Raw genomic sequence first — 22,680 nt, 5'->3', positions numbered from 1 at the left:
ATGAAATTAAAATTATTACTTTTTCTACTGCTCTTACTTTCAACTTTTGCAAATGCACAGGAAACCATTACTGTAAACGGTTCTAAACCTTTTCCTGCAACTCAGAAATATACTTTTATTTGCGAAAAATATGCTTTTACAGGCGAAACAAAAGTACAGATTGCAAAAACAGATAAAGGTGGTATTTTAAAATTAACTATTGCAACGGCCAATGATAAGGCCAGAATTGCCGGCGGACTTTATGTAGATTTGGCCAATGCCGATGTAATTGCCTGTACAGATAAAAATGTAAAAGAAGCTGCAGACGGCACAACGACAGCTTATTATTATTTTACTCCGGCAGAATTTTTAAAACTAAAGAAAACTGATATTTACGCCATACGATTTATAATTGCCGGCGGGCCAAATAATTTTGGAAATCAGACGGGTTACTTTACTACCTATAATAAAATGAACTATTTTTCGACGGCGTACGATAAATCAAAGAAATCTTACGATACCGCAAAAGAAATTAGTGTATTATGAATATAATTTGAGTTAATTAATCTTATATTTATATTCTAAACACCACTTTTATGAACGCCAACGAAGCTCTAATTACAAAATTCTACACCGCTTTTGCCAATTCTGATGCTCAAACAATGTCGGAATGTTATCATCCAAAAATTCATTTTATTGATCCGGCTTTTGGATTATTAAAAGAAGAACAGGTTTCTAAAATGTGGAGAATGCTCATTTTAAGAAGCAAAGGAAACATTAAAATTGAGTTTTCTAATATTAAAGCAGATGAAACCACTGGTTCTGCCAATTGGGTTGCAACCTATAATTTTAGTAAAACCAATCGAAATGTAATTAATAAAATCGCTGCCGAATTTGTCTTTAAAGATGGGCTAATTATCAAACATACAGATAGTTTTGATGTTTGGAAATGGTCAAAACAAGCTTTTGGTCCTGCTGGATATTTATTGGGCTGGACAGGATTTTTTCAGAAAAAAATACAAAAGCAGGCTTTATTATCCTTAGAAAAATTTAAAGGATAAAATAATTTAAGGCATCTAATAGCTATCTTTTTTTTAGAAGTTTTATTTCTTGCGTTGCTTCAATTAAGTTAATTGTGTTTTTACTATAACTAATTATGAAAGAAATTCTACACAAGAAATTAAACGTATTACAAGCTACGGCAATTTGCGGCAACGACATTAGTTCTTCATGCCTGTATGTTTCGGCACTTACTATTATTTATGCGGGGCAATATGCCTGGATTTCACTTTTAATTGTTGCTGTTGTTTTATTCATGTTCAGAAGAATTTACGGCGAAGTTGTTGGCGCAATCCCTTTAAATGGAGGCGCTTATAATGTTTTATTAAATACTTCTACCAAACGTTTAGCTTCACTTGCAGCTACCTTAACGGTGCTTTCTTATATGGCAACCGCGGTTATATCTGCCTCAGAAGGAATGCATTATCTGCACAGTATTTTCGAAAGTTTAAATGTTACCATCGCAACAGTTGTTGTATTAGCCTTATTTACAGGACTTGCCATTTTAGGAATAGGAGAATCTGCATTTGTTGCCGTAATTATATTTCTAACACATTTAGTCACTTTAAGCTTATTGGTTTTGGCTTCCTTTTGGTTTATAATGAATAATGGTGTAGAAACTTTTCATATTAATTGGGAAATGCCAATTGCCTACGGGAATATTAAAACAGCGCTCTTTCTGGGATTTTCTGCAGCAATGCTTGGAATTTCTGGTTTTGAAAGTTCTGCCAATTTTGTTGAAGAACAAGAACATGGTGTTTTTCCAAAAACATTGCGCAACATGTGGGCGATCGTTAGTTTCTTTAATCCTGTAATTGCACTTTTATTAATAAGTATAATTCCGCTCGCAGAAGTTGGCGCGCACAAAGAATCACTTTTATCTTATTTAGGACAGACAGCCGGAGGTTCATGGCTCGCCTGGTTAATTTCTATAGATGCTGTTTTGGTTTTATGCGGAGCCGTATTAACTTCATTTGTTGGTGTTTCTGGTTTATTAAGCCGAATGACTTTAGATCGAATTCTTCCTAATTATTTTTTAAAACAAAACAAAAGAGGTTCAAATTATAGAATTATTATTAGTTTTTTAATTCTCTGTATATCTGTTTTATTTGCCACCAAAGGTCATTTAGAATCTTTGGCCGGCGTTTATACCTTTTCATTTCTTGCCGTTATGGCTTTATTCGGAATTGGGAATTTACTTTTAAAATTTAAACGAAGAAAATTGCCAAGACCCGAACGCGCTAAAGGAATTGTTGTTGTAATTGCAATTTCTTGCATCATCACCGCTTTTGTTGGAAATATGAAATTGAATATACATTCCTTTTATACCTTTTTAAAATACATGGTTCCTTCTCTCCTTTTCATTGGGATTATGCTGAACCGTGTAATAATCATCAGGCTTTTGGTTGAAGTTTTAGAATATTTTTATCGTCCCTTGCGTAAAATGGTAATTTTGAGCAATCGCTATCTGCAAAAATTAAGTGTTGAAATTAATTCGCAGGAATTTGTGTTTTTTACAAAAGGTGATAATATTGCCATACTCAATAAAGTTTTGCAATATGTAGAAGGAAATGAAACTACTAAAAAACTAAAAATTGTTCATGTAAAAAATGATGCATCAAATAATGAAGCACTTATAAAAGATCTTGAAGTTTTAGATCGTGCTTATGATGATATTGATATTGAATATCTGGAAATCGAAGGTGTTTTTGGTCCAGAAATTATTGATGAACTTTCTAAGAAATGGAATATTCCAAAAAACTTTATGTTTATTGGTTCTCCCGGAAATAAATTCTCATATCGTGTTTCTGATCTTGGCGGTGTACGGTTGATAATGTAGATTATATATTTTACCACAAAGTTTAAACATACAGCTTATTTAACTTTGAAACCTTTATAAACTTTGCGGTTAAAAAAACTAAGATTTAAACCAACCAGCAACTAATTCATCTTCAAAAGAATTAGCATTTTTATGAATAAATTCGTTAGTGTTTTTATTATAAGAATAATCCAAAGCCCAAGATTCATGATTTTTAGCTAAGTCCTTAATACTTTCACACACATAAGCAATTTCATCATCTGTAGTTGTTGGGTGAATAGACATTCTAATCCATCCCGGTTTTTTGATTAAATCGCCAATCGTAATTTCGTTAACCAATTTGTTTGACGTTTCCTGATCTACGTGTAGCAAGAAATGTCCGTAAGTACCCGCGCAGCTGCAGCCACCTCTAGTTTGAATTCCGAATTTATCATTCAGTAATTTTACTCCTAAATTAAAATGTAGGTTTTCAATAAAAAACGAAATCACACCCAAACGGTTTTTATGCTGACCTGCCAAAATTTTGATATTTTCAACCGGATCTAATTCGTTGAAAACAAAATCAACAATTTCGTGTTCACGCTGTAAAATGTTTTCAATTCCCATTTCTTCCTTCAACTCAATTGCAAGTGCTGTTTTTATAACCTGAAGAAAACCAGGAGTACCGCCATCTTCTCGGTCTTCAATATTATCAACATATTGATGTTCACCCCAAGGATTTGTCCAGCTCACTGTTCCTCCACCCGGGTGATCAGGAATCATGTTGTTGTATAATTTTTTATTAAAAATCAAAACTCCAGAAGTTCCTGGTCCGCCTAAGAATTTATGCGGAGAAAAGAAAATCGCATCCAAATAAGATTCTGGATCTGAAGGATGCATATCAATTTCTACATAAGGGCCAGAACAGGCAAAATCTACAAAACAGACACCGTTATGTTGGTGCATTAATTTAGCCGCTTCATGAAAAGGAGTTTTCAAACCCGTAACATTTGAACATGACGTTATCGAAGCAATTTTAATCGTTCTGTCTTTATATTTTTCTAATAAAAGTTCTAAATTATCCAGACAAAAAAGTCCTTTTTCGCAAGATGGAATAATTTCTACATCTGCAATCGTCTCTAGCCAAGAGGTTTGATTAGAATGATGCTCCATATGCGAAATAAAAACAATAGGTTTTTTTTCTGCTGGAACAGTCGTGAAATTTTTTAGGTTTTCAGGAATTTTTAAACCTAAAATACGCTGAAATTTATTGATAACGCCCGTCATACCAGTACCGTCTGTAATCAAAACATCATCACTATTTGCATTAGTATGACGCTTGATTATATTTCTGGCATGATGGTATGCTTTTGTCATGGCAGTACCTGACACAGTAGTTTCTGTATGTGTATTAGCCACAAAAGGCCCGAATTGATTGAGAAGTTTCTCTTCTATTGGTCGGTATAACCTTCCGCTGGCAGTCCAATCTGTATAAATAATATTTTTTTTACCATATGGAGACGAAAATTCCTGATTAATTCCGACAATATTTTTTCGAAAATCCTGAAAATACGTTTCTAGACTGATGGTACTATTTTTGCTATTCATAAGTGTGCCTAAGTTTGAAATGCAAATATATTGCTTTTTTATAGAATTGCGAATTTATCAATTGTAAACTTCAAACCTTAAATAACCGATTAGTATATTTAATCAAACATACTTTTTTTTAATAATTTATCACAATATTCTATCGGATTAATAGGGCAATAAAAACTTTAACTTTATTATTTATGGAAAATTTATCAACGGCTACTTTTGGTGGTGGATGTTTTTGGTGCATAGAAGCTGTAATTCAGCGTTTAAAAGGTATAGAGTCTTTAAAATCAGGTTATTCAGGTGGTTTTATTAAAAATCCTCCTTATCGCGAAGTGTGTACCGGAAGAACCGGACATGCAGAAGTAATTCAAGTAACATTCAACCCTGACATAATTTCATATCATGACTTAATCTCCATTTTTATGACAAGTCATGACCCAACAACTTTAAACCGTCAGGGTGGCGACAGCGGTACACAATATCGCTCAATAATTTTATATCACGACGAATCACAAAAAGAAATTGCAGAACAGGTTTTTGAAGAAGTAAAAGGCCTTTTTCCTGATCCAATTGTAACGGAGTTAAAACCTTTTGAGGTATTCTACGAAGCCGAAGATTATCATCAAAACTATTACAACGAAAATCAGGAAGCAGGTTATTGCCAAATGGTAATCGACCCAAAAGTTCAAAAACTTAAAAAAATGTATGCTGATCGATTAGTTAGCTAAATATTAGTTTAGCCACAGATTACACAGATTAAAGAGATTTCTTTTTTATCTGCTCAATCTGCCAAATCTGCGGGAGAGATTTTTTCTCGCAGATTTGGGAGATTTGGGAGATTTTTAATCCTTTAAATCTGTGTAATCTGTGGCAAAAAAATACCACATAAAAATGAAAAACTTAAAAATAAACAACAGATTTACTGCCGAATTACCCGCAGATCCTAACGAAATCAATGAAGTTCGTCAGGTTTCTAATGCATTGTTTTCGTATGTAAATCCAACAAAACCTTCAAATCCCAAACTAATTCACGCTTCAGAAGATGTGGCAGAAATGATTGGGATTTCTAAAGAAGAAATACAGTCCGAAGAATTTTTGAATGCTTTTTCTGGAAAAGAAATATTGCCAGAAACACGTCCGTATGCGATGTGTTATGCAGGACATCAATTCGGGAATTGGGCTGGACAATTGGGCGACGGCCGCGCTATCAACTTAACAGAAATTGAACATAATAATCAGTTTTTTACCTTACAGTTAAAAGGCGCTGGAAAAACTCCATACTCCAGAACCGCAGATGGTTTGGCTGTTTTACGTTCTTCTATTAGAGAATATTTATGTGCCGAAGCCATGCATTATTTAGGCGTTCCTACTACCCGATCGCTTTCTCTAATGCTTTCTAGCGATGAAGTTTTACGTGATATTTTGTATAACGGAAATCCCGCTTACGAAAAAGGTGCTGTTGTTTGTCGCGTAGCGCCGTCTTTTATTCGTTTTGGAAGTTTTGAAATGATTACTTCTCGTAACGAATTAAGAAATCTAAAACAATTTGTAGAATATACGATCAAGCATTATTTTCCTGAAATTAAAGGCGAACCGAAAGAACAATATTTACAATTCTTTAAAATAGTTGCCGATACGACTCGCCAAATGATTTTAGATTGGCAGCGAGTTGGTTTTGTTCACGGAGTTATGAATACAGATAATATGTCTATACACGGAATCACAATTGATTACGGTCCATACGGATGGCTGGAAAATTACGATCCCAATTGGACGCCAAATACAACTGACAGCCAAAACAGAAGATATCGTTTTGGAAATCAGCCAGCTGTAGCGCAGTGGAATTTGTTTCAATTAGCAAATGCGCTTTATCCTTTAATCAATGAAGCGAAACCTCTGGAAGATATTCTGGAATCGTTTATGACTGAATTTGATAAAGATTATAAACTAATGTTTTTAAGCAAATTAGGCTTGTTCACTTCAAGTGAAAAAGACAGTGAATTGATAACTGATTTACAAGCTAATCTGCAAATGTCTGAAACGGATATGACAATCTTTTTTAGAAATTTAAGTAAAATTAGAAAAGAAGATACAGTTGCAAATGCATTAGAAAAAATCAAAGATGCATTTTATATTCCAGAAGAAATTGCCAATAATGTTTTAGAAAATTGGAACAATTGGTTTATAACTTATTTGGAAAGATTGAATGTCGAAGAATTATCAGATGAAGATCGTGCTATAAAAATGAATGCTGTAAATCCGAAATATGTTTTGCGAAACTATATGGCGCAATTGAGTATTGATGCTGCTGACAAAGATGATTTTTCTTTGGTAAACGAATTGTATTTGCTTTTACAAAAACCATACGACGAACAACCGGAAATGGAAAAATGGTTCGCCAAAAGACCCGATTGGGCACGCTCAAAAGTAGGTTGTTCTATGCTTTCTTGTAGTTCTTAAAATATTTTTTTGCCACGAATTTCACGAATTACTCGAATTTTACCCTAGATTAAAGGAAATAAATTCGAGTAATTCGTGAAATTCGTGGCAAACTTATTTATGCTGTTATGTAATCCATAATCATATTGGCATGAATTCTGGAATTTTCAATAAACCACTTATGCGTCTGCATGCCGCCACAAACTACACCTGCCAGAAATAAACCTTTTACGTTAGTTTCCATCGTTTCAGGATTGTAAACCGGAATTTTTAATTCATCATCAGAAAGCTGAATTCCCATATTTTGCAGAAAAGACAAATCTGGTTTATAACCTGTTAATGCCAGAACAAAATCATTATCTATCGTCACTTTTCCATTTGGAGTTTCGATTTCTACTTCACTTTCTCGAATTTCAGTAATATTTGATGCAAAATAAGCTTTTATGCTTCCTTCTTCAATTCTGTTTTCGATATCTGGTTTTACCCAATATTTTACCCGGCTGTTAATTTCGTTTTTACGAATTACCATAGTAACATTTGCTCCTTTTCTCCAGCATTCTAAAGCAGCATCAACAGACGAATTATTAGCACCAACAACCAAAATATTTCTAAAAGCATATTCGTGTGCTTCTTTATAATAGTGGCGAACTTTTGGCAGTTCTTCACCTTTTATTTTCATTTCAATCGGAATATCATAAAAACCTGTAGCAATAATGACATTTTTAGTATTGTATAAATCCTTGTCGGTCTTTACTTTAAAAGAATCATCTTCTTGTTTTTTAACTTCAGAAACGCATTCAAATAAATTAATATTGAAATTAAAATAACGATGAATATTTCGATAATATTCTAAAGCTTCCTGACGTCCTGGTTTTGGTGCCAGACAATTAAAGGGAATATTGCCAATTTCTAATCGTTCTGCTGTAGAGAAAAAAGTCATATATAGCGGATAATTGAAAATACTGTTTACAATTGCGCCTTTTTCAATAATTAAATATTTTAGATTTTTCTTTTGTGCTTCAATCGCGCAAGCCAGACCAATTGGGCCTCCGCCAACAATTATTAGATCGTATTGTTTTGTCATAACGCTTTTATTTCCAATCCTTAAAAGGGTTTTTACTCAAATAAGCGTTATAGTAACGTTCATCATTTGTTACTTCTTCTCCCAGCCATTCTGGACGTTCAAATTCGTCATTTTCTGATTCAAGTTCAATTTCGGCCATAATTAAACCTTCATTTTCACCGTAAAATTCATCCACTTCAAAAACATGATTTCCTGATTTTATCTCAAAACGTGTTTTTTCAATTTTACCTTTTTCGCATAATTTAAGTAATTCTTGCGCTTCATCAATCGGAATTTCATTTTCCCATTCAAAACGCGACATACCGCCTTGATGTCCAATACCTTTGATAGTAATAAATCCTTTTTGGCCTTTAATTCTAACCCTGACAGTCCTTTCAGGAATTGAACTCAAATAACCTTGTGCTATATTATTTTGAGTAAAAGCCTGTTCTTTAAAATCTGTAGATTTTACAAGAAACTTTCTTTCAATTTCAATCATTTTTATTCTAAATTAATTTTACTGCAAGTTACTCAATTTAATTTTGTTCTTAAATGAACGAAGAGCAAAACTCAGCTATAAATTTTATTGATTTTAACAGATAAAACCGCTCAATATAACTGATTGTTAACAGCTTATATTTTTTTATTTAATTAAATTTGATAGACTAGAATTTCTTTAAAATAATTTAAATTAATGCTATCATGAATATACCTTATCTTATACTTCCAGTTTTGGTTGGATTAATCTGCGGGATTGTAGGTTATATACTTGGAAAAAAGAGTTTGAAAAATGAAGATTCTCTTGCATCAATCCTACAAGATGATCTGGATGCTTCTAAAGCTACTGCCAAGAATTTAAGCAGACGAATTTCTTCCTTAGAAAATGATTTATTAGAAGCAAAAGCTAAAAAGAAAAAAAAATCTTTTGCAACTCCAGCAGAGTCTGTTTTGTTTTTTGACAGCTCAATTGCTGCTGATGTCTGCGGTAAAGCTATAAAAGAAAATGATTTGAAAATTGTAGAAGGAATTGGCCCGAAAATAGAATTTCTTCTAAAACACGCCGGAATAAGTACTTGGAAAGATCTTTCTGAAACAGAAACTGAAAAACTACAATCTATTATTGATGCCGGCGGCGAAAATTATGCGATTCATAACCCGAGTACCTGGTCTAAACAAGCTTTATTTGCTTATGAAGGAAAATGGATCGAACTAAAAGACTGGCAGGATAGTTTACAAGCCGGAAAAGAATAATTGAAAATTAAAATTTATATTTTATCCCAAAAAACAGAATCCCATTTTTTGGTTTTATTGTACCATAATTGTCCTTCTGAAACTTCAAGCGGGCAATCAAAATTATTGGTATAAAGTCCTCCAGTTCCTAAACCTTGTGGCATTTCTGAATTTTGCAAAAATGTCCATTGCGAAATTGCGTTTAAACCAATATTGCTTTCTAAAGCCGATGTAATCCACCAGCCAATATTGTATTTATCTGCCAGCGAAATCCATTCCTGAGTTCCTCTAAAACCACCAATAAAACTTGGTTTCAGAATGATGTATTGTGGTTTAATTTTTTGCAAAAGCTGTTCTTTTTCTTCTAATGAAAATACACCAATTAATTCTTCATCCAATGCAATTGGAAATGGTGTTGTTTCACACAAATCCGTCATTGCTTTAATGTTTCCTTTTTTAATTGGTTGTTCAATACTATGTAATTGAAATACATTTAATTGTTCTAATTTATCTAAAGCTTCATTTAAAGCAAAAGCGCCATTGGCATCAACACGAATTTCGATTTGTTCTGCAGAAAAATGACTTCTGATAAATTGCAGTAATTCTAATTCTTTTTGAAAATCTATTGCTCCAATTTTAAGTTTTATACAACTAAAACCTTGTGCTAGTTTCTCTTCAATCTGCTCTTTCATAAAAGAAGCTTCGCCCATCCAAACTAAACCATTTATTACAATTGATTTTGAATTTTCAGTAAAATCAGAAGGAAATAATAGGTATGGATTTTCATTTTTTAGAGATAAAAAAGCCATTTCAATTCCAAATTGAATAGAAGGAAATTCTAATAAAGATTCCCAAAGCGCTTTTTCTCCTAAATGAATATTTTGGCAAGCCCAATTTAGTTTTTCTTCATAATCATCACGGTCATCGGCGCTTAAGCCGCGAAGAATCCCGCACTCTCCTATTCCTTTTTTACCGTTTTCTTCAAGAGCAATAAACCAGGTTTCTTTCTCGGTCATAACGCCTCTGGAAGTTCCGGAAGGACGTTTAAACTCAAGCATGTATTTGTGGTAGGAAGCTGTCAAGATTGAAGTTTTTAAAACCATATAAGTCATATAAGTTCATTTAAAAAATACCGTTAAACTTATAATATCTTATATCACTTATATGGTGAAATATTATTTTTATTTGAAAAGTTTTAAAATGTTGTCGAAATCTTTTGATGGTAAACCTGCTTTTTTAAAGACTTCAAAGTCTGCTTTGGTTTTATCAGCCCAACTTAGATTATCAGTTACATTTTGAGTTTTATATTGCTTGTAGATTGCTTTTGCAGCGCTGTAATCATCAGTAATAAGATAAGTATGCGCCAGATTTAATTTTACCATTAATTCTGTATCATCAACCTTTTCGCCGTCTTTTAAGAATTTGAGCGCTTTGGCGTATTGCTTGGTTAAAAGGTAACAGTAACCAATTGAACTATAATCTAATGCAGTTGCTTTTCCTTCATTAATTATAGTAGTTAATTTTGGAATCGCTTCGTTGTATTTTTGCGATTTTATTAAAACTGCAGCTTGTGTTCTTAAATCATTAAATACGTTTTTAGAAATGTCGGCATCTTTATAACAAGCATTCCCGAAATCTTTGTAAACTTTAGTTTTCTCGATTGCTAGTAATTTCTGAAATTCTGTATATCGATATTGCTTCATGATTTTCTCTAGAATACATACGCAAAAATCATCAGAATTGGCCATTTTTTGTGCCATTGTAGAAGTTTTGCACAAACTAATAATTTCATTTTTATTGTCTTGATTCCAACCGCGGTTTAGTTTTACATCAACCCACGGCACCACTTCTAAAACAATTTTCTGACTTAAAAGCCAATTTTTACTTTCAAAACCAAACCAAATTACAGGCGTATTTTCTTTTATACAAGAAGATTTATCAATCGACAATCTCTTTGCGTCTTTACTTACAGGTTCTGATTGTGAGAAACAAGCTTTGTCAATTTTTCCGTCGGCTGCGTATTTTTTTGCATTTTCATTTGTAGTAAAAATTGAATACGTACATTGATCATCTCCAGAAATTTTTGACATCAAAAATACAGCACCCGCAGAACCCTGACTAATTCCTGTTGGATCCGGAATCGCTTTTAATACAGAAACTAAGCTGTTTGAAATTTCCTGATTTTTATCTAAAAGTGTAATTCTATACACAATCTCTGTTGTACCAACGGGTAAATCTTCTGTATTTACGATTAATCTGTCGTGTGCAGAAACCAAAAATTCTTTAGTTGTTGCACGTTCTTTGTCCCAATATCCGTCTTTCTGAGCAAAAATACTGCTGAAAGAAATCACAGAAAAAAATAGAATTATATTTTTGAAGGTCATAGATTGGATTTTTTTGCTACGAATTACACGAATTTCCACTAATTTTTTTCTGCTTCTTTTGTCATTTCGACGAAGGAGAAATCGCACTAGTGATTCAAATATTGTGCCTGAATAATTAAATAGTTTTGTTTCAAGTTTCATGTTTCACGTTCAGAACCTGAAACCTGAAACTTGAAACAAAATAAACAGAAAATTACAATTCAATAGATTCTCCGATTTCAAGAAGCATTAAATCTTTTCCTTTATCAAAAAACTTACGAATAGATTCTTCGTGATCGATTTTAATGTATCCAAAAGTATCAAAATGATATCCTAGAATTTTGTCGCATTCTACAAAATCAGAAGCGATAATAGCATCTTCTACATCCATTGTAAAATTGTTTCCAATTGGTAGAATTACTAAATCTAATTCTGTTCTTAGCGGAATCAGTTTCATATCGTAAGTAAGCGCAGTATCGCCTGCAATGTATATGTTTTTGTGTTCTCCTTCGATTACAAAACCACCAGGATTTCCGCCGTAACTTCCGTCAGGAAAACAACTTGAGTGTATTGCGTTTACAAATTTTACAGTTCCAAAATCAAATTTCCAGCTTCCACCATGATTCATTGGGTGCGCCTGAAAACCTAATTTTGCATAATAACTTGCAATTTCTGCATTAGAAACGATTGTTGCATTCGTATTTTTTGCAATTGCTTCGGCATCCAAAACGTGATCGCCGTGCGCGTGTGTAAGCAAGATATAATCTGCTTTTAATGTATTGATATCAATTGCCGAAGCTTCTGGATTTCCTGTAATAAATGGATCAACAATAATATGTTTTCCTCCAACTTCAATTCCTAATGAAGCATGTCCGTAAAATGTAATTTTCATTTTTATAAATTTTTAAGTTGAATGTCATTTTTTATCTTCCGCCCAAAAAAAGATTAACAATAATGTCTGAAATCAATGAAATCATACAAACTGTTAATAATATTGAAAGCAAGAATGTACTAAGCGCCAGTTTTTTTAATTCTGGATCTAAAAGCTTAGGGTTTTGGTTTTTATAAACCGTAATTAAATGTTTAGTTAAAGGTATATAAGCCAGTAAAAACAAATATTGATCGAAATTATAATCGCTTAAAATGGCAAAAATTACCACTAAAAGCATTGCAGTTATAATTAATGAAAAGTGATAAATTTTAGCTTTAGCGCCGCCCATTTGCACAACAATCGTGTTTTTTCCAGATTTTTTATCGGATTCTTCGTCACGCATATTGTTTAGGTTTAAAACCCCAACGCTTAACAAACCAATTGAAACTGCTGGCAGAATTAAAAGCGGATCTATTTCTTTTGAGTATAAAAAGTTAACGCCCAAAGTACTTACAAGTCCGAAGAATATGAAAACAAAAAGATCCCCAAAACCTTTATATCCGTAAGCTGAATTTCCTACCGTATAACGAATTGCAGAAACGATGGCAGCAATCCCTAATAATAAAAAGAAAATAGAATATGCAAAGTTATCTTTCCCAAAAGCAAAATATATCAGGGTAATAGCCGATAATAAAGTTAATGCAGAAGTAATGATAATCGCTTTTTTCATTGCTTGCGGCGTAATAATGCCACTTTGTATGGCACGTTTTGGCCCTACTCGATCTTCATTATCTGTTCCTTTTACACCGTCCCCATAATCATTTGCAAAATTGGATAATATCTGCAGACCAAGAGTTGTTAAAAGCGCAAATCCAAAAATTTTCCAACTGAATACTTCTGTAGGCGTATTAATGGTTTCTGTCGGGTTTGATAAGGCGTATATACTTCCAACTATAATTCCAGAAACTGATAAAGGCAATGTGCGCAGTCTAGCGGCTTCAATCCAATGTTTCATTCTAATTTTTTGTTTAGTTTGTTTCAGGTTTTAAGTTTCAAGTTTCATGTTCAGAACCTGAAACCTGAAACTTGAAACAATATTTTTAACTTTTTAAGGCAGCCATTTATTTTCTCCGAAATTCGGTTTTCTTTTTTCTAAAAAGGCATTTCTTCCTTCTTTTGCTTCTTCGGTCATATAGGCTAGACGAGTTGCTTCTCCGGCAAAAACTTGTTGTCCAACCATTCCGTCGTCTGTTAAGTTCATGGCAAATTTTAGCATTTTGATAGAAGTCGGCGATTTTTGCAGGATTTCCTGTGCCCACTCGTAAGCAGTATCTTCAAGCTCGTCATGTGGAATAACAGCATTTACCATTCCCATATCCATTGCTTCTTGTGCCGAATAATTTCTCCCTAAAAAGAAAATCTCACGTGCTTTTTTCTGTCCTACCATTTTGGCCAGATAAGCAGATCCGTAACCACCATCAAAACTGGTAACATCGGCATCTGTTTGTTTAAAAATCGCGTGTTCTTTACTTGCCAAAGTCATATCGCAAACTACATGTAAACTGTGTCCACCACCAACAGCCCAGCCTGGAACGACTGCTATAACCACTTTTGGCATAAAACGAATTAAACGTTGTACTTCTAATATATTTAGACGGTGCTGCCCGTCTTCTCCCACATATCCTTGATGGCCGCGGGCGTTTTGATCACCTCCGCTGCAGAAAGAATATACGCCATCTTTTGTTGACGGCCCTTCGGCAGAAAGTAAAACTACTCCTATTGATGTATCTTCTTGTGCATCGTAAAAAGCCTGATATAATTCTGAAGTTGTTTTTGGACGAAAAGCATTTCTAACATTTGGTCTGTTAAAAGCGATTCTTGCAACTCCGTTACATTTCTTATACGTTATATCTTCAAATTCTCTGGCAGTGATCCAATCCATTTCTATTTGTTTTATTTAAAATAATTATAGTGTAAAAATAAACCATTTTTACATTTTTACCTACTCAATTTAATTTTAGTATGTACGAAAATAACTCCCAATGTTAACAATTGGTATTTACTTACAAAAAATAACATTTTTTAACATTCGTTTTAAAAAATAATGAGTAATTTTACATCCTAGAAATCAATGAGATACATTTTATTTCATTGATTTAGGATTGATTTTCTTTCACTGATTTATTAACCTAAAAAATGATTTTTTTGAGAAAATTTAAAAAATTTGTCGCTCATTTTTTTACGGTTTTTATTAGTAAACCTTCGATTAATGAGCAAATGATTTATGTGTTTGTCGAAACTTCAAAAAGGAAATAGTAACACCTAAGGTTAAATGTTAGAATTGTATCTATAACTTAGTATAAAATTGATAACGAAAAGAGGAAAAAATACTAATTGACACTTTCTAAAAGTTATTTTATCAACCAATGGAGAAGCCGTGAAATTAATTTTTTGCTTTTAAAAACAAATATATTGATCGTTTAAAGACATACCCAATCAAGAAGTAATTTCTAAAATTTTTAAAGCTATTGTTTCTTGTAAAGGATTCGAATTATTTTATTTCTGTTTTTTTTTAATTACAATTTTTTTTAAAACTGAATAAAAAGGGAAAGGCTGCTTGTAATGAGCAGCCTTTCCTGTTATTATTGTTTAATAGAATAAATTCCAAAAATAAAATTCCAAAAATAAAATTCCAAATTCCAATGTTTAATGCAGTTTGGAATTTGGAATTTTAAACTTTAGTTGTCTTTTACAAGATAAATTCCGTCTTCTTTAATTTCTATGAGTTTTTCTTTGTATAAAGCTCCAATTGCTTTTTTAAAGGTTTTTTTACTCATTTTTAATACTGTTTTAATGTCTTCCGGATGCGAATTATCATTTAAGCGCAAGAAACCACGATTGGCTCTTAATTCGTCTAAAATTTTATCTGCGTTTGGTTCAATACCTTGATAACCTTGCTCTTGTAAAGCAACATCTATTTTATTATCAGGGCGAATATTTTTTATAAAACCACGCATTCTGTCACCTGTTCTTATTGCATCATCGTAAACTTCGTCTTTATATAATAAACCTTTATGCTGTTCATTAATAATAACATTGATACCAATTTCTGTAATGTGCGAAACGATTAAATCTACTTCTTCTCCTTTTTCAACGGTTAAATTATCGTTATTCAAAAACTGATTGGTTTTACTTGAAGCCACCAAACGCTTAGTTTTTTCATCCATATAAAGGTAAACCAAATAACGTTTTCCTTTTTCCATCGGGCGTGCCTGTTCTTTAAACGGAACCAGAATGTCTTTTTCCATTCCCCAATCCATAAAAGCACCAACTTGATTGATGTAATTTACTCTTAAAAGCGCAAATTCATTCAAGAAAATATACGGTTCAAGTGTTGTAGCAACCGGACGCTGCTCGTGATCTAAATAAACAAAAACGACAAGTTCTTCGCCGATTTCAAATTCATTTGGAACGTATTTATTGGGTAATAATATATCGTGAATTCCTTCTGGGTCTTTTTCTGGATTTCCCAAAAACAAACCAACTTTGGTATCACGTAATATAGTAAGGGCATTGTATTTTCCTATTTCAATCATTTTATTGAGTTCTAAGCCACAAAGGGACTAAGTTTCTGTGGTGCAAATGTACGAAGTTATGTTTTAGATTAAAGGTTTTTATAGTTTGAAGTTTTTTTAATTAAATTTGAGAATTATAATAAATCCCAAATCAATGAAAAAGTATATTTTTTGCACCATTTTTATCCTTTCACTTTTCACTCAAATTTCTTTTGCCCAAGTATCTGAAGATCCGGAAATAAAAAAAATGATTAGCGAAGTAAAAGCCGAAAATCTTGAAGCAACCGTGAGAAAACTGGTTTCTTTTGGAACAAGACATACCTTAAGTGATCCTAAAAATAAAAAAAGAGGAATCAGCGCTGCACAAGAATGGATAAAATCGGAGTTTGATAAATATGCTTTAGAATCTAACGGAAGACTGACTTCTAAAATTGACTATTTTACGGTTAAGGCAGACGGAAAACGTATTCCTGCCGATAGTCAGGTTGCCAATGTTATGGCAACTCTAAAAGGAACAGATCCTAATGATGATCGTGTCCTTATTATAAGCGGTCATTTGGATTCTCGTGTTACAGATGTCATGAATGTAAAATCTGATGCGCCTGGTGCAAATGATGATGGTTCTGGCGTTGCTGCTGTAATAGAATTAGCTAAAATCATGAGCAAAAGAGCTTTTCCTGCTACCATAATTTTTGTTGCTGTAACAGGCGAAGAACAAGGTCTTTACGGCGCCAGACACCTTGCTGAAACTGCCAAAGAAGGAAAATGGAATATTGTTGCCATGCTTAATAATGATATGATTGGTAACAGTTTATCCAGCGGAACCAATTTAAGAGATAATACGCAAATTAGAGTTTTTAGCGAAACCATTCCGTTTACAGAAACCGAAGATGAAGCCAAAATGCGAAAAGCAACAAACCGTGATAATGACAGCCCTTCACGATTACTGGCGCGTTATATTAAAACAGTTACAGAACAATATGTAGATCAGTTAAAAGTGAAATTGGTTTACAGAAATGATCGTTTTTTACGTGGCGGCGATCATACGCCTTTTAGTCAAAACGGATTTACAGCGGTTCGTTTTTGTGAATTGAATGAAAATTTTGATCATCAGCATCAGGATTTACGAACAGAAAATGGAATTGTATATGGAGATCTTCCGGAATTTATGGATTTTGATTATTTAAGAAAAAATACTTGTTCTAATTTAGCTACTTTGGCGAATTTGGCCTGGTCGCCAAAAGCACCTGTAAATGTTGGTATTGAAGTTAAAAATCTTTCTAATTCTTCTGCTCTTTTATGGACGGCTCCAGAAGGAAAAAAGCAATATGGATACCAGATTTTGATGAGAGAAACTTCTTCTTCTCATTGGGAAAAGGTGTTTTTTGTAAAGGATACTAAAGCGGAAATTCCGTATTCTAAAGACAATTACTTTTTTGCCGTTCAAACTGTAGATGCTTTGGGGCACGCGAGTCTGCCCGTTTTTCCAATTCCAATTCGATAAAATTATTTCAATAAAAAAGCGCCAGATTTGGCGCTTTTCTTTTATAATCTTTTGAATGCTTATTTATTGTAAACACTTTCTTTTTTAAAGTGCAAAGTCAATAAATAGTAAACAACTGCTCTATATTTATGCTTGTTTGATTTACCGTATTGCTCTAAAACTGCGTGAATTGCAGTGTCTAATTCAGGACTGCCTTTCAAACCTAATTTTTTGATTAAAAAGTTTTTCTTAACAGTATCTAATTCAGATTGCTGTGATCCCGCAACGGTAGATGAATCTGCATTATAAATTGATGGCCCGCATCCTATTGTTACTTTAGTCAGTAAATCCATGTTTGGAGTTACTCCGCATTTGTCTTTAAGATCTGCTGCATACTTTGTAATTAATTCTTCTCTTGCACTCATGATAAAAGTTTAATATTGGTTACTATAATTTAGCCAAACTTAAAAATTAATTTTGGGGCATTCTAGTAAATATTAAATTTTAACACTATTTTTCCTTCAAATAATTTAAACCAGCTCTTTAAAATATTGCTTCAAAACAACATCATTTTCAAAAGTTGGTGTAAAGACTTCCAGAATACATGGCGCATCATTTTGATTGTAAAGTGCTTTTATATTTTCTTCCAAAGAATTTAAATCTGAGGAAACATAATAATTATACTGATACATTTTAGCCAAATGCTCGGCTGTCAAGTGGTGCGAAGTTTCAAAGTATGTATTAAAAACCGGTTTTTCTTCATGTCCGGGTAAAATCCTGAAGATTCCTCCTCCACCATTATTGATCAAAATGATTTTGAAGTTTTTAGGAATATAAGCATTCCATAAAGCATTGCTGTCGTATAAAAAGCTGATATCTCCTGTAATAAAAATATTTTGTTTAGAATTTGCAACCGCCGCGCCAATTGCTGTAGAAGTACTTCCGTCAATACCGCTTGTACCGCGATTACAGAAAACTTCTATAGAAGCATCAATATCTATTAATTGTGCGTAACGAATTGCAGAACTATTACTGATTTGCAACTGACTGTTTTTGGGTAATGACTCGATAACTTTTTCAAAAACCTTAAAATCAGAAAACGGAATTTTTTTCAAATAATCTTTTCTTCTTTCTAATCTGGTTTTATAAACGGCATCAATATTTTTAAAATAATCGCTTTCTGTAAAGTTTGTTTCCGAAAACAAGTCTTTAAAAAAATCATTTGGCTGCATTTCAAAATGTTTTGTCAAAGCACCAAATGTATCATAAGCGCGTAAAGTATCTATGTGCCAGTGATGTTCTGGCTTATATTTTCGCAGAAATCCTTTAATTCTTTTTGAAACTACCATACCGCCAAAAGTCACTAAAACTTCTGGATTAAATTCTTTAAAATCAGAATCATCAAATGGCGTAATTAAAGTATCTATAGAATTAATAAAATTGGGATGATGCAGATTTGAAGTTGTTTCTGTAAGGACAACTACTGACGGATCTGAAGCTAAATTGTCTATTATTTCTTTATCAATTACGTTAGCTTCATTTACGCCAACTAAAACTAATTTTCGCTTTGCGTTATTCCAAATTGAGGCAAACTTGTCTTTATTTTCAATCGATTTTAGAATAGTTACAGGCTCAGCATTTGTAATTTTAGGTTGTACAGAAAGTTCTTCTGTAGTTTCATACAAAGGTTCTTCAAAAGGGGCATTAATATGAACGGGACCTTTTTTGAGAATAGCAGTTTCAATAGCTTTATTGATTTTTAAATCATTTTCTTCTGATGCTTCTTCGGTTAAATTAGCATTAAAAACAGAATGATTTTCATAAACATTTTGCTGACGAATCGTTTGTCCGTCGCCAATATCAATTTTGCTTTGCGGACGATCTGCTGAAATCACGATTAGCGGAATCTCACTATAAAATGCTTCTGCAACAGCTGGGTAATAATTTAATAAAGCAGAACCCGAAGTACAAACAATTGCAGTAGGTTTTTTGGTTTGCTGCGCAATTCCTAAAGCAAAAAATGCGGCACAACGCTCATCGGCAATGCTGTAACATTTAAAATTAGGATTTTGTGCAAAACCTATCGTTAAAGGTGCGTTTCTGGATCCTGGAGAGATTATAATATTGGTAATGCCTTTGGCTGATAAAATTTCTATAATGCTTTGTGCAAGCGGAATTTTGGGGTAAATCATTCTTATGACGTATTACTTTTTTTAAAAGAAAATCTAAAAATATAGCTTATTTTCTTATTTACAAAGTTACAAACTTAGCACTTGATTTAACTTATAAATGGGAATATATTAAGTCTCTTTATTAAAAAAGGGAATATATTTGTAAAACCGAATTTTTAACATCAATACACTTTTTATGCGTTTCGTATATTTTTGTCTTCTTTTTATTTCGTTACAATGTGTAAATGCTCAAAATCAATTTGTTCCGGTTGATGTTCCTTATAAAACAATGCTGGAAAATGCTAAAAATCAAGGAAAACCAATTTTTATTATGCTTTATGCAGATTGGTGTCCGCATTGTAATTTGATGAAAAGTACGGTTTTTAGTGATCCGGCTGTTATCGATTTTCTAAACAAAAATTATATCTGCGCCTGGAAAAATATTGAAAAAGAAGAAGGAACCGCACTCAAGAATAAATTTAATACCAAATCTCTGCCTACGTTTTTATTTTTGGATGCTAATGAAACGCTTTTGTATGTCTTAAAAGGCGAAATGAAGAAAGCTGAATTTATGACTGAAGCCTACAATGCATTAAATCCTAAATTACAATTGCCTTATTTAGAGCAGCAATTTATGGCAGATCCAAGCAATTCAGATAAATTCTTTGTGTATTTAAATACATTAAAAAAAGGAAAAGACCGAACCGATTTATCGCCGGCGACACATACTTATCTTAATACACAGTCGGATGCACAATTGGTTAGTGAAGTCAACTGGCGCATAATTGCAAACGGCGTTACGGATATAAAATCGAGAGAATTTCAATATGTTTTAAATCATCAGAAAGAATTTGCAGCTGTAGCTTCTCAAAGTCGTATAGATCGTAAAATAGAAAGTATTGTAAACGAATCGCTTCGTCCGTTGGTTGATAATTTAGATACAATAAATTATTATAAACAAAGGGAAATTGCCAAATCTATTCGTTTGCAAAAAACAGATTCTTTGGTTTTTAAATTTGATTTGACACTTGCTGAAAGAACTGAAAAATGGGATTTTTATAAAAAAGTAACGTTGGAAGATACTCAAAAGCTGGTTTGGAATGATGCGAGTTTCTTAAAAGATATCGGACAGACTTATTTAAAACATATTAAGGATACAGAAAGTATAAAAAAAGCGATTTCCTGGGTAAATCATTCTTTAGAATTAAATAATTCTTACGATGGAAATTTACTTATTGCAAGACTTTACAATAAAATAAAGAACAAAAAACTAGCTTTACAATACGCAAAAGAGGCAAAAGTAATATGCTCTCAAATGACTTGGAGTACTAAAGAAGTAGATACTTTACTAGCCGAATTAGGCTCAAAATAATATTAAAAAGATCGCAAAAAAATGAACGTAACATTAAGACCAGCAACCACTAACGATTTAGAAAAAATTCTGGACATAGTAAATCATTCTATTCTGCATACCACTGCAAATTATAGTTATGATATTCAGACTTTAGAAGTACAAACAAAATGGTTTGAAGATAAAACGGCTAAAAACCTACCTATAGTTGTAGCAGAATTAGACGGTGAAGTGGTCGGTTTTGGAAGTTATGGACAGTTTAGAGAAAAAATTGGATATCAATATACTGTAGAACATTCGGTTTATGTTGTTGATAATGTGATTGGAAAAGGTGTTGGTTCTAAATTATTAGTAGAATTAATTCGTTTAGCCAAAGAACAGGGTTTGCATGTTATGATTGGCGCTATCGATGCTGATAACGCGGGAAGTATTGCATTTCACGAAAAATTCGGATTTGTGGCTACGGGAACAATTCGCGAGGTTGGATATAAATTTGATCATTGGCTGGATTTGGTTTTTATGCAGCTGATTTTGAAGTAACGTTTTATGTAATTGCGAGGAACGAAGTAATCTCACTAACAATAGCGAGCCGTTGTCAATCTAGCAAATGAGATTGCTTCGTTCCTCGCAATGACAAAACTTGTGTATAAAAAAAATCCACAAACTTGAATAAACAAATTTGTGGATTTTTTGGTTTAGATAGTTCTAAGCTTAGCTTTTGATCCAATTGATGATTTCTGGATCTGTCGGCAATGTTTTTGGGTGAATTACTTTTACTAATTCTCCTTTTTCGTTGATTAGGTATTTTTGAAAATTCCACTCTACTTCAGAATCTTGTAAACCATTTTTAGCTTTTTGAGTTAAGAATTTATAAACTTCACTCATGTCTGAACCTTTTACAGATACTTTACCCATCATAGGAAAGCTAACTCCGTAATTTTGCTGACAGAAAGCTCCGATTTCTTCATTAGTTCCTGGCTCTTGTGATGCAAAATTATTTGCCGGAAAACCTACAATTACAAATCCTTTATCTTTATACTCTTTGTAAATCGCTTCAAGATCTTTGTACTGAGGCGTTAATCCGCATTTTGAAGCGGTGTTTACAATCATTACTTTTTTGCCTTTTAAAGAAGCAAAATCAAAAGTGTCTCCTGATAAATCTTCTACTTTAAATTGGTAAATCGTTTCTTTTGACATGTTTTTATCTGTTTTAGATACTTTACTTTTACTCGTTTGAGCCTGAATCTGCGTAGTTAACAGAAAGAAAGCACTACAAGCAATTAATGCTATTTTTTTCATTGTTTAATTTTTTATAAAATTAATTAAAATCTGACTTCCAAAAGTTTTTACCTGCTTTATTTTTTATTAAATATAAGTTAAATAAAAAAATTGAAGCCTAACGTTAATCAGACGTTAGGCTTCCCCCCATACAAACAAATCAAACCATGAATTAATTATTACGCAAAAAATTGCTTTATAATAAAGTGAGTCCTGAATGTAAATTCTTTTTATTCGACAATTTCAGACTCGTTTTTTTTCTTTTTTAAACTTCTTTTTAAAAATTATAGTTGATGCCTCGGTTATGGTGAAAATTTTAAACCTTAATTCATCCTAACTTCAAATACTTTTCAAATGGCGTTTATATATGGTATAATTTCAACTTATTGTTAGCGATGCGGCTTTTATAAATTTTCGGTTGGAA

The 22,680-nt window shown here is 32.7% G+C and carries 21 protein-coding genes; 9 read left to right on the top strand and 12 right to left on the bottom strand.

What is annotated here, in order from left to right; genetic code table 11:
• The 3 genes from EV144_RS00390 (at nucleotide 1) to EV144_RS00380 (ending at nucleotide 2,878) form a co-directional block, all read left to right on the top strand.
• On the top strand, nucleotides 1-525 hold the full coding sequence (locus tag EV144_RS00390) for a hypothetical protein (RefSeq protein ID WP_134145076.1): 525 nt from the start codon (nucleotides 1-3) through the stop codon (nucleotides 523-525).
• A gap of 50 nt (nucleotides 526-575) precedes the next feature.
• Nucleotides 576-1,040, top strand: a complete 465-nt coding sequence (locus tag EV144_RS00385; protein ID WP_134145074.1) for a nuclear transport factor 2 family protein — start codon at nucleotides 576-578, stop codon at nucleotides 1,038-1,040.
• A 95-nt stretch (nucleotides 1,041-1,135) separates the two neighbouring features.
• Complete coding sequence (locus EV144_RS00380; protein WP_134145072.1) at nucleotides 1,136-2,878, top strand: APC family permease; 1,743 nt, start codon at nucleotides 1,136-1,138, stop codon at nucleotides 2,876-2,878.
• A 78-nt stretch (nucleotides 2,879-2,956) separates the two neighbouring features.
• Here EV144_RS00380 and EV144_RS00375 read toward each other — a convergent pair whose 3' ends face one another.
• Nucleotides 2,957-4,444, bottom strand: coding sequence for an aminotransferase class V-fold PLP-dependent enzyme (locus tag EV144_RS00375; RefSeq protein WP_134145070.1), 1,488 nt, complete (start codon nucleotides 4,442-4,444; stop codon nucleotides 2,957-2,959).
• A 182-nt stretch (nucleotides 4,445-4,626) separates the two neighbouring features.
• Between EV144_RS00375 and msrA the strand changes: the two genes are divergently transcribed.
• Nucleotides 4,627-5,160, top strand: a complete 534-nt coding sequence (msrA, locus tag EV144_RS00370; RefSeq protein WP_134145068.1) for a peptide-methionine (S)-S-oxide reductase MsrA — start codon at nucleotides 4,627-4,629, stop codon at nucleotides 5,158-5,160.
• Between the two features lie 163 nt (nucleotides 5,161-5,323).
• Nucleotides 5,324-6,892 carry a protein adenylyltransferase SelO gene (locus EV144_RS00365; RefSeq protein WP_134145066.1) on the top strand — a complete coding sequence of 523 codons (1,569 nt, stop codon included), beginning with the start codon at nucleotides 5,324-5,326 and terminating at the stop codon, nucleotides 6,890-6,892.
• Nucleotides 6,893-6,989: 97 nt separating this feature from the next.
• Here EV144_RS00365 and EV144_RS00360 read toward each other — a convergent pair whose 3' ends face one another.
• Nucleotides 6,990-7,955 (bottom strand): YpdA family putative bacillithiol disulfide reductase, encoded by a 966-nt coding sequence (locus tag EV144_RS00360; RefSeq protein ID WP_134145064.1) that lies wholly within the window; start codon nucleotides 7,953-7,955, stop codon nucleotides 6,990-6,992.
• Nucleotides 7,956-7,962: 7 nt separating this feature from the next.
• A complete protein-coding gene (locus EV144_RS00355) occupies nucleotides 7,963-8,433 on the bottom strand; it encodes a CYTH domain-containing protein (protein ID WP_134145062.1) in 471 nt (156 codons plus the stop codon).
• Nucleotides 8,434-8,636: 203 nt separating this feature from the next.
• Between EV144_RS00355 and EV144_RS00350 the strand changes: the two genes are divergently transcribed.
• Entirely contained in the window at nucleotides 8,637-9,185 is a 549-nt protein-coding gene (locus EV144_RS00350) for a hypothetical protein (RefSeq protein WP_134145060.1), read from the top strand.
• 14 nt (nucleotides 9,186-9,199) lie between these two features.
• Here EV144_RS00350 and EV144_RS00345 read toward each other — a convergent pair whose 3' ends face one another.
• From EV144_RS00345 to EV144_RS00320, 6 genes are all read right to left on the bottom strand, one after another.
• Entirely contained in the window at nucleotides 9,200-10,246 is a 1,047-nt protein-coding gene (locus EV144_RS00345; protein ID WP_134147493.1) for an o-succinylbenzoate synthase, read from the bottom strand.
• Nucleotides 10,247-10,345: 99 nt separating this feature from the next.
• Nucleotides 10,346-11,548 (bottom strand): tetratricopeptide repeat protein, encoded by a 1,203-nt coding sequence (locus tag EV144_RS00340; protein ID WP_134145059.1) that lies wholly within the window; start codon nucleotides 11,546-11,548, stop codon nucleotides 10,346-10,348.
• 193 nt (nucleotides 11,549-11,741) lie between these two features.
• Nucleotides 11,742-12,419, bottom strand: a complete 678-nt coding sequence (locus tag EV144_RS00335) for a metal-dependent hydrolase (RefSeq protein WP_134145057.1) — start codon at nucleotides 12,417-12,419, stop codon at nucleotides 11,742-11,744.
• Nucleotides 12,420-12,450: 31 nt separating this feature from the next.
• Complete coding sequence (gene menA, locus EV144_RS00330; RefSeq protein ID WP_134145055.1) at nucleotides 12,451-13,413, bottom strand: 1,4-dihydroxy-2-naphthoate octaprenyltransferase; 963 nt, start codon at nucleotides 13,411-13,413, stop codon at nucleotides 12,451-12,453.
• 93 nt (nucleotides 13,414-13,506) lie between these two features.
• Nucleotides 13,507-14,340, bottom strand: a complete 834-nt coding sequence (locus EV144_RS00325) for a 1,4-dihydroxy-2-naphthoyl-CoA synthase (protein ID WP_035681238.1) — start codon at nucleotides 14,338-14,340, stop codon at nucleotides 13,507-13,509.
• A gap of 796 nt (nucleotides 14,341-15,136) precedes the next feature.
• Nucleotides 15,137-15,994, bottom strand: a complete 858-nt coding sequence (locus tag EV144_RS00320) for a S1 RNA-binding domain-containing protein (RefSeq protein ID WP_134145053.1) — start codon at nucleotides 15,992-15,994, stop codon at nucleotides 15,137-15,139.
• Nucleotides 15,995-16,127: 133 nt separating this feature from the next.
• On the opposite strand from EV144_RS00320, the gene EV144_RS00315 reads away from it, so the two are divergent.
• Nucleotides 16,128-17,477 carry a M28 family metallopeptidase gene (locus EV144_RS00315; RefSeq protein WP_166670519.1) on the top strand — a complete coding sequence of 450 codons (1,350 nt, stop codon included), beginning with the start codon at nucleotides 16,128-16,130 and terminating at the stop codon, nucleotides 17,475-17,477.
• Nucleotides 17,478-17,536: 59 nt separating this feature from the next.
• Here the strand turns inward: EV144_RS00315 and EV144_RS00310 are convergent, their stop codons facing one another.
• Together EV144_RS00310 and menD are read right to left on the bottom strand one after the other, a co-directional pair.
• A complete protein-coding gene (locus EV144_RS00310; protein WP_134145052.1) occupies nucleotides 17,537-17,881 on the bottom strand; it encodes a DUF2853 family protein in 345 nt (114 codons plus the stop codon).
• A 105-nt stretch (nucleotides 17,882-17,986) separates the two neighbouring features.
• Nucleotides 17,987-19,648 (bottom strand): 2-succinyl-5-enolpyruvyl-6-hydroxy-3-cyclohexene-1-carboxylic-acid synthase, encoded by a 1,662-nt coding sequence (gene menD / locus EV144_RS00305; protein WP_134145050.1) that lies wholly within the window; start codon nucleotides 19,646-19,648, stop codon nucleotides 17,987-17,989.
• Between the two features lie 175 nt (nucleotides 19,649-19,823).
• Here menD and EV144_RS00300 point away from each other — a divergent pair, with 175 nt between their 5' ends.
• Nucleotides 19,824-20,999 carry a thioredoxin family protein gene (locus EV144_RS00300; RefSeq protein ID WP_134145048.1) on the top strand — a complete coding sequence of 392 codons (1,176 nt, stop codon included), beginning with the start codon at nucleotides 19,824-19,826 and terminating at the stop codon, nucleotides 20,997-20,999.
• A gap of 21 nt (nucleotides 21,000-21,020) precedes the next feature.
• The gene (locus EV144_RS00295; protein WP_134145046.1) at nucleotides 21,021-21,518 is read left to right on the top strand and encodes a GNAT family N-acetyltransferase; all 498 of its coding nucleotides are present in this window, start codon (nucleotides 21,021-21,023) and stop codon (nucleotides 21,516-21,518) included.
• A gap of 171 nt (nucleotides 21,519-21,689) precedes the next feature.
• Here EV144_RS00295 and EV144_RS00290 read toward each other — a convergent pair whose 3' ends face one another.
• Nucleotides 21,690-22,277, bottom strand: a complete 588-nt coding sequence (locus EV144_RS00290) for a glutathione peroxidase (RefSeq protein WP_134145044.1) — start codon at nucleotides 22,275-22,277, stop codon at nucleotides 21,690-21,692.
• Nucleotides 22,278-22,680 lie beyond the last annotated feature (403 nt).

This window comes from Flavobacterium sp. 270 (genome assembly GCF_004368785.1).
Classification (GTDB): Bacteria; Bacteroidota; Bacteroidia; order Flavobacteriales; family Flavobacteriaceae; genus Flavobacterium.
The sequence above is the reverse complement of the archived record's forward strand: the minus strand, read 5'-3'. Positions and strand labels throughout refer to the sequence as shown.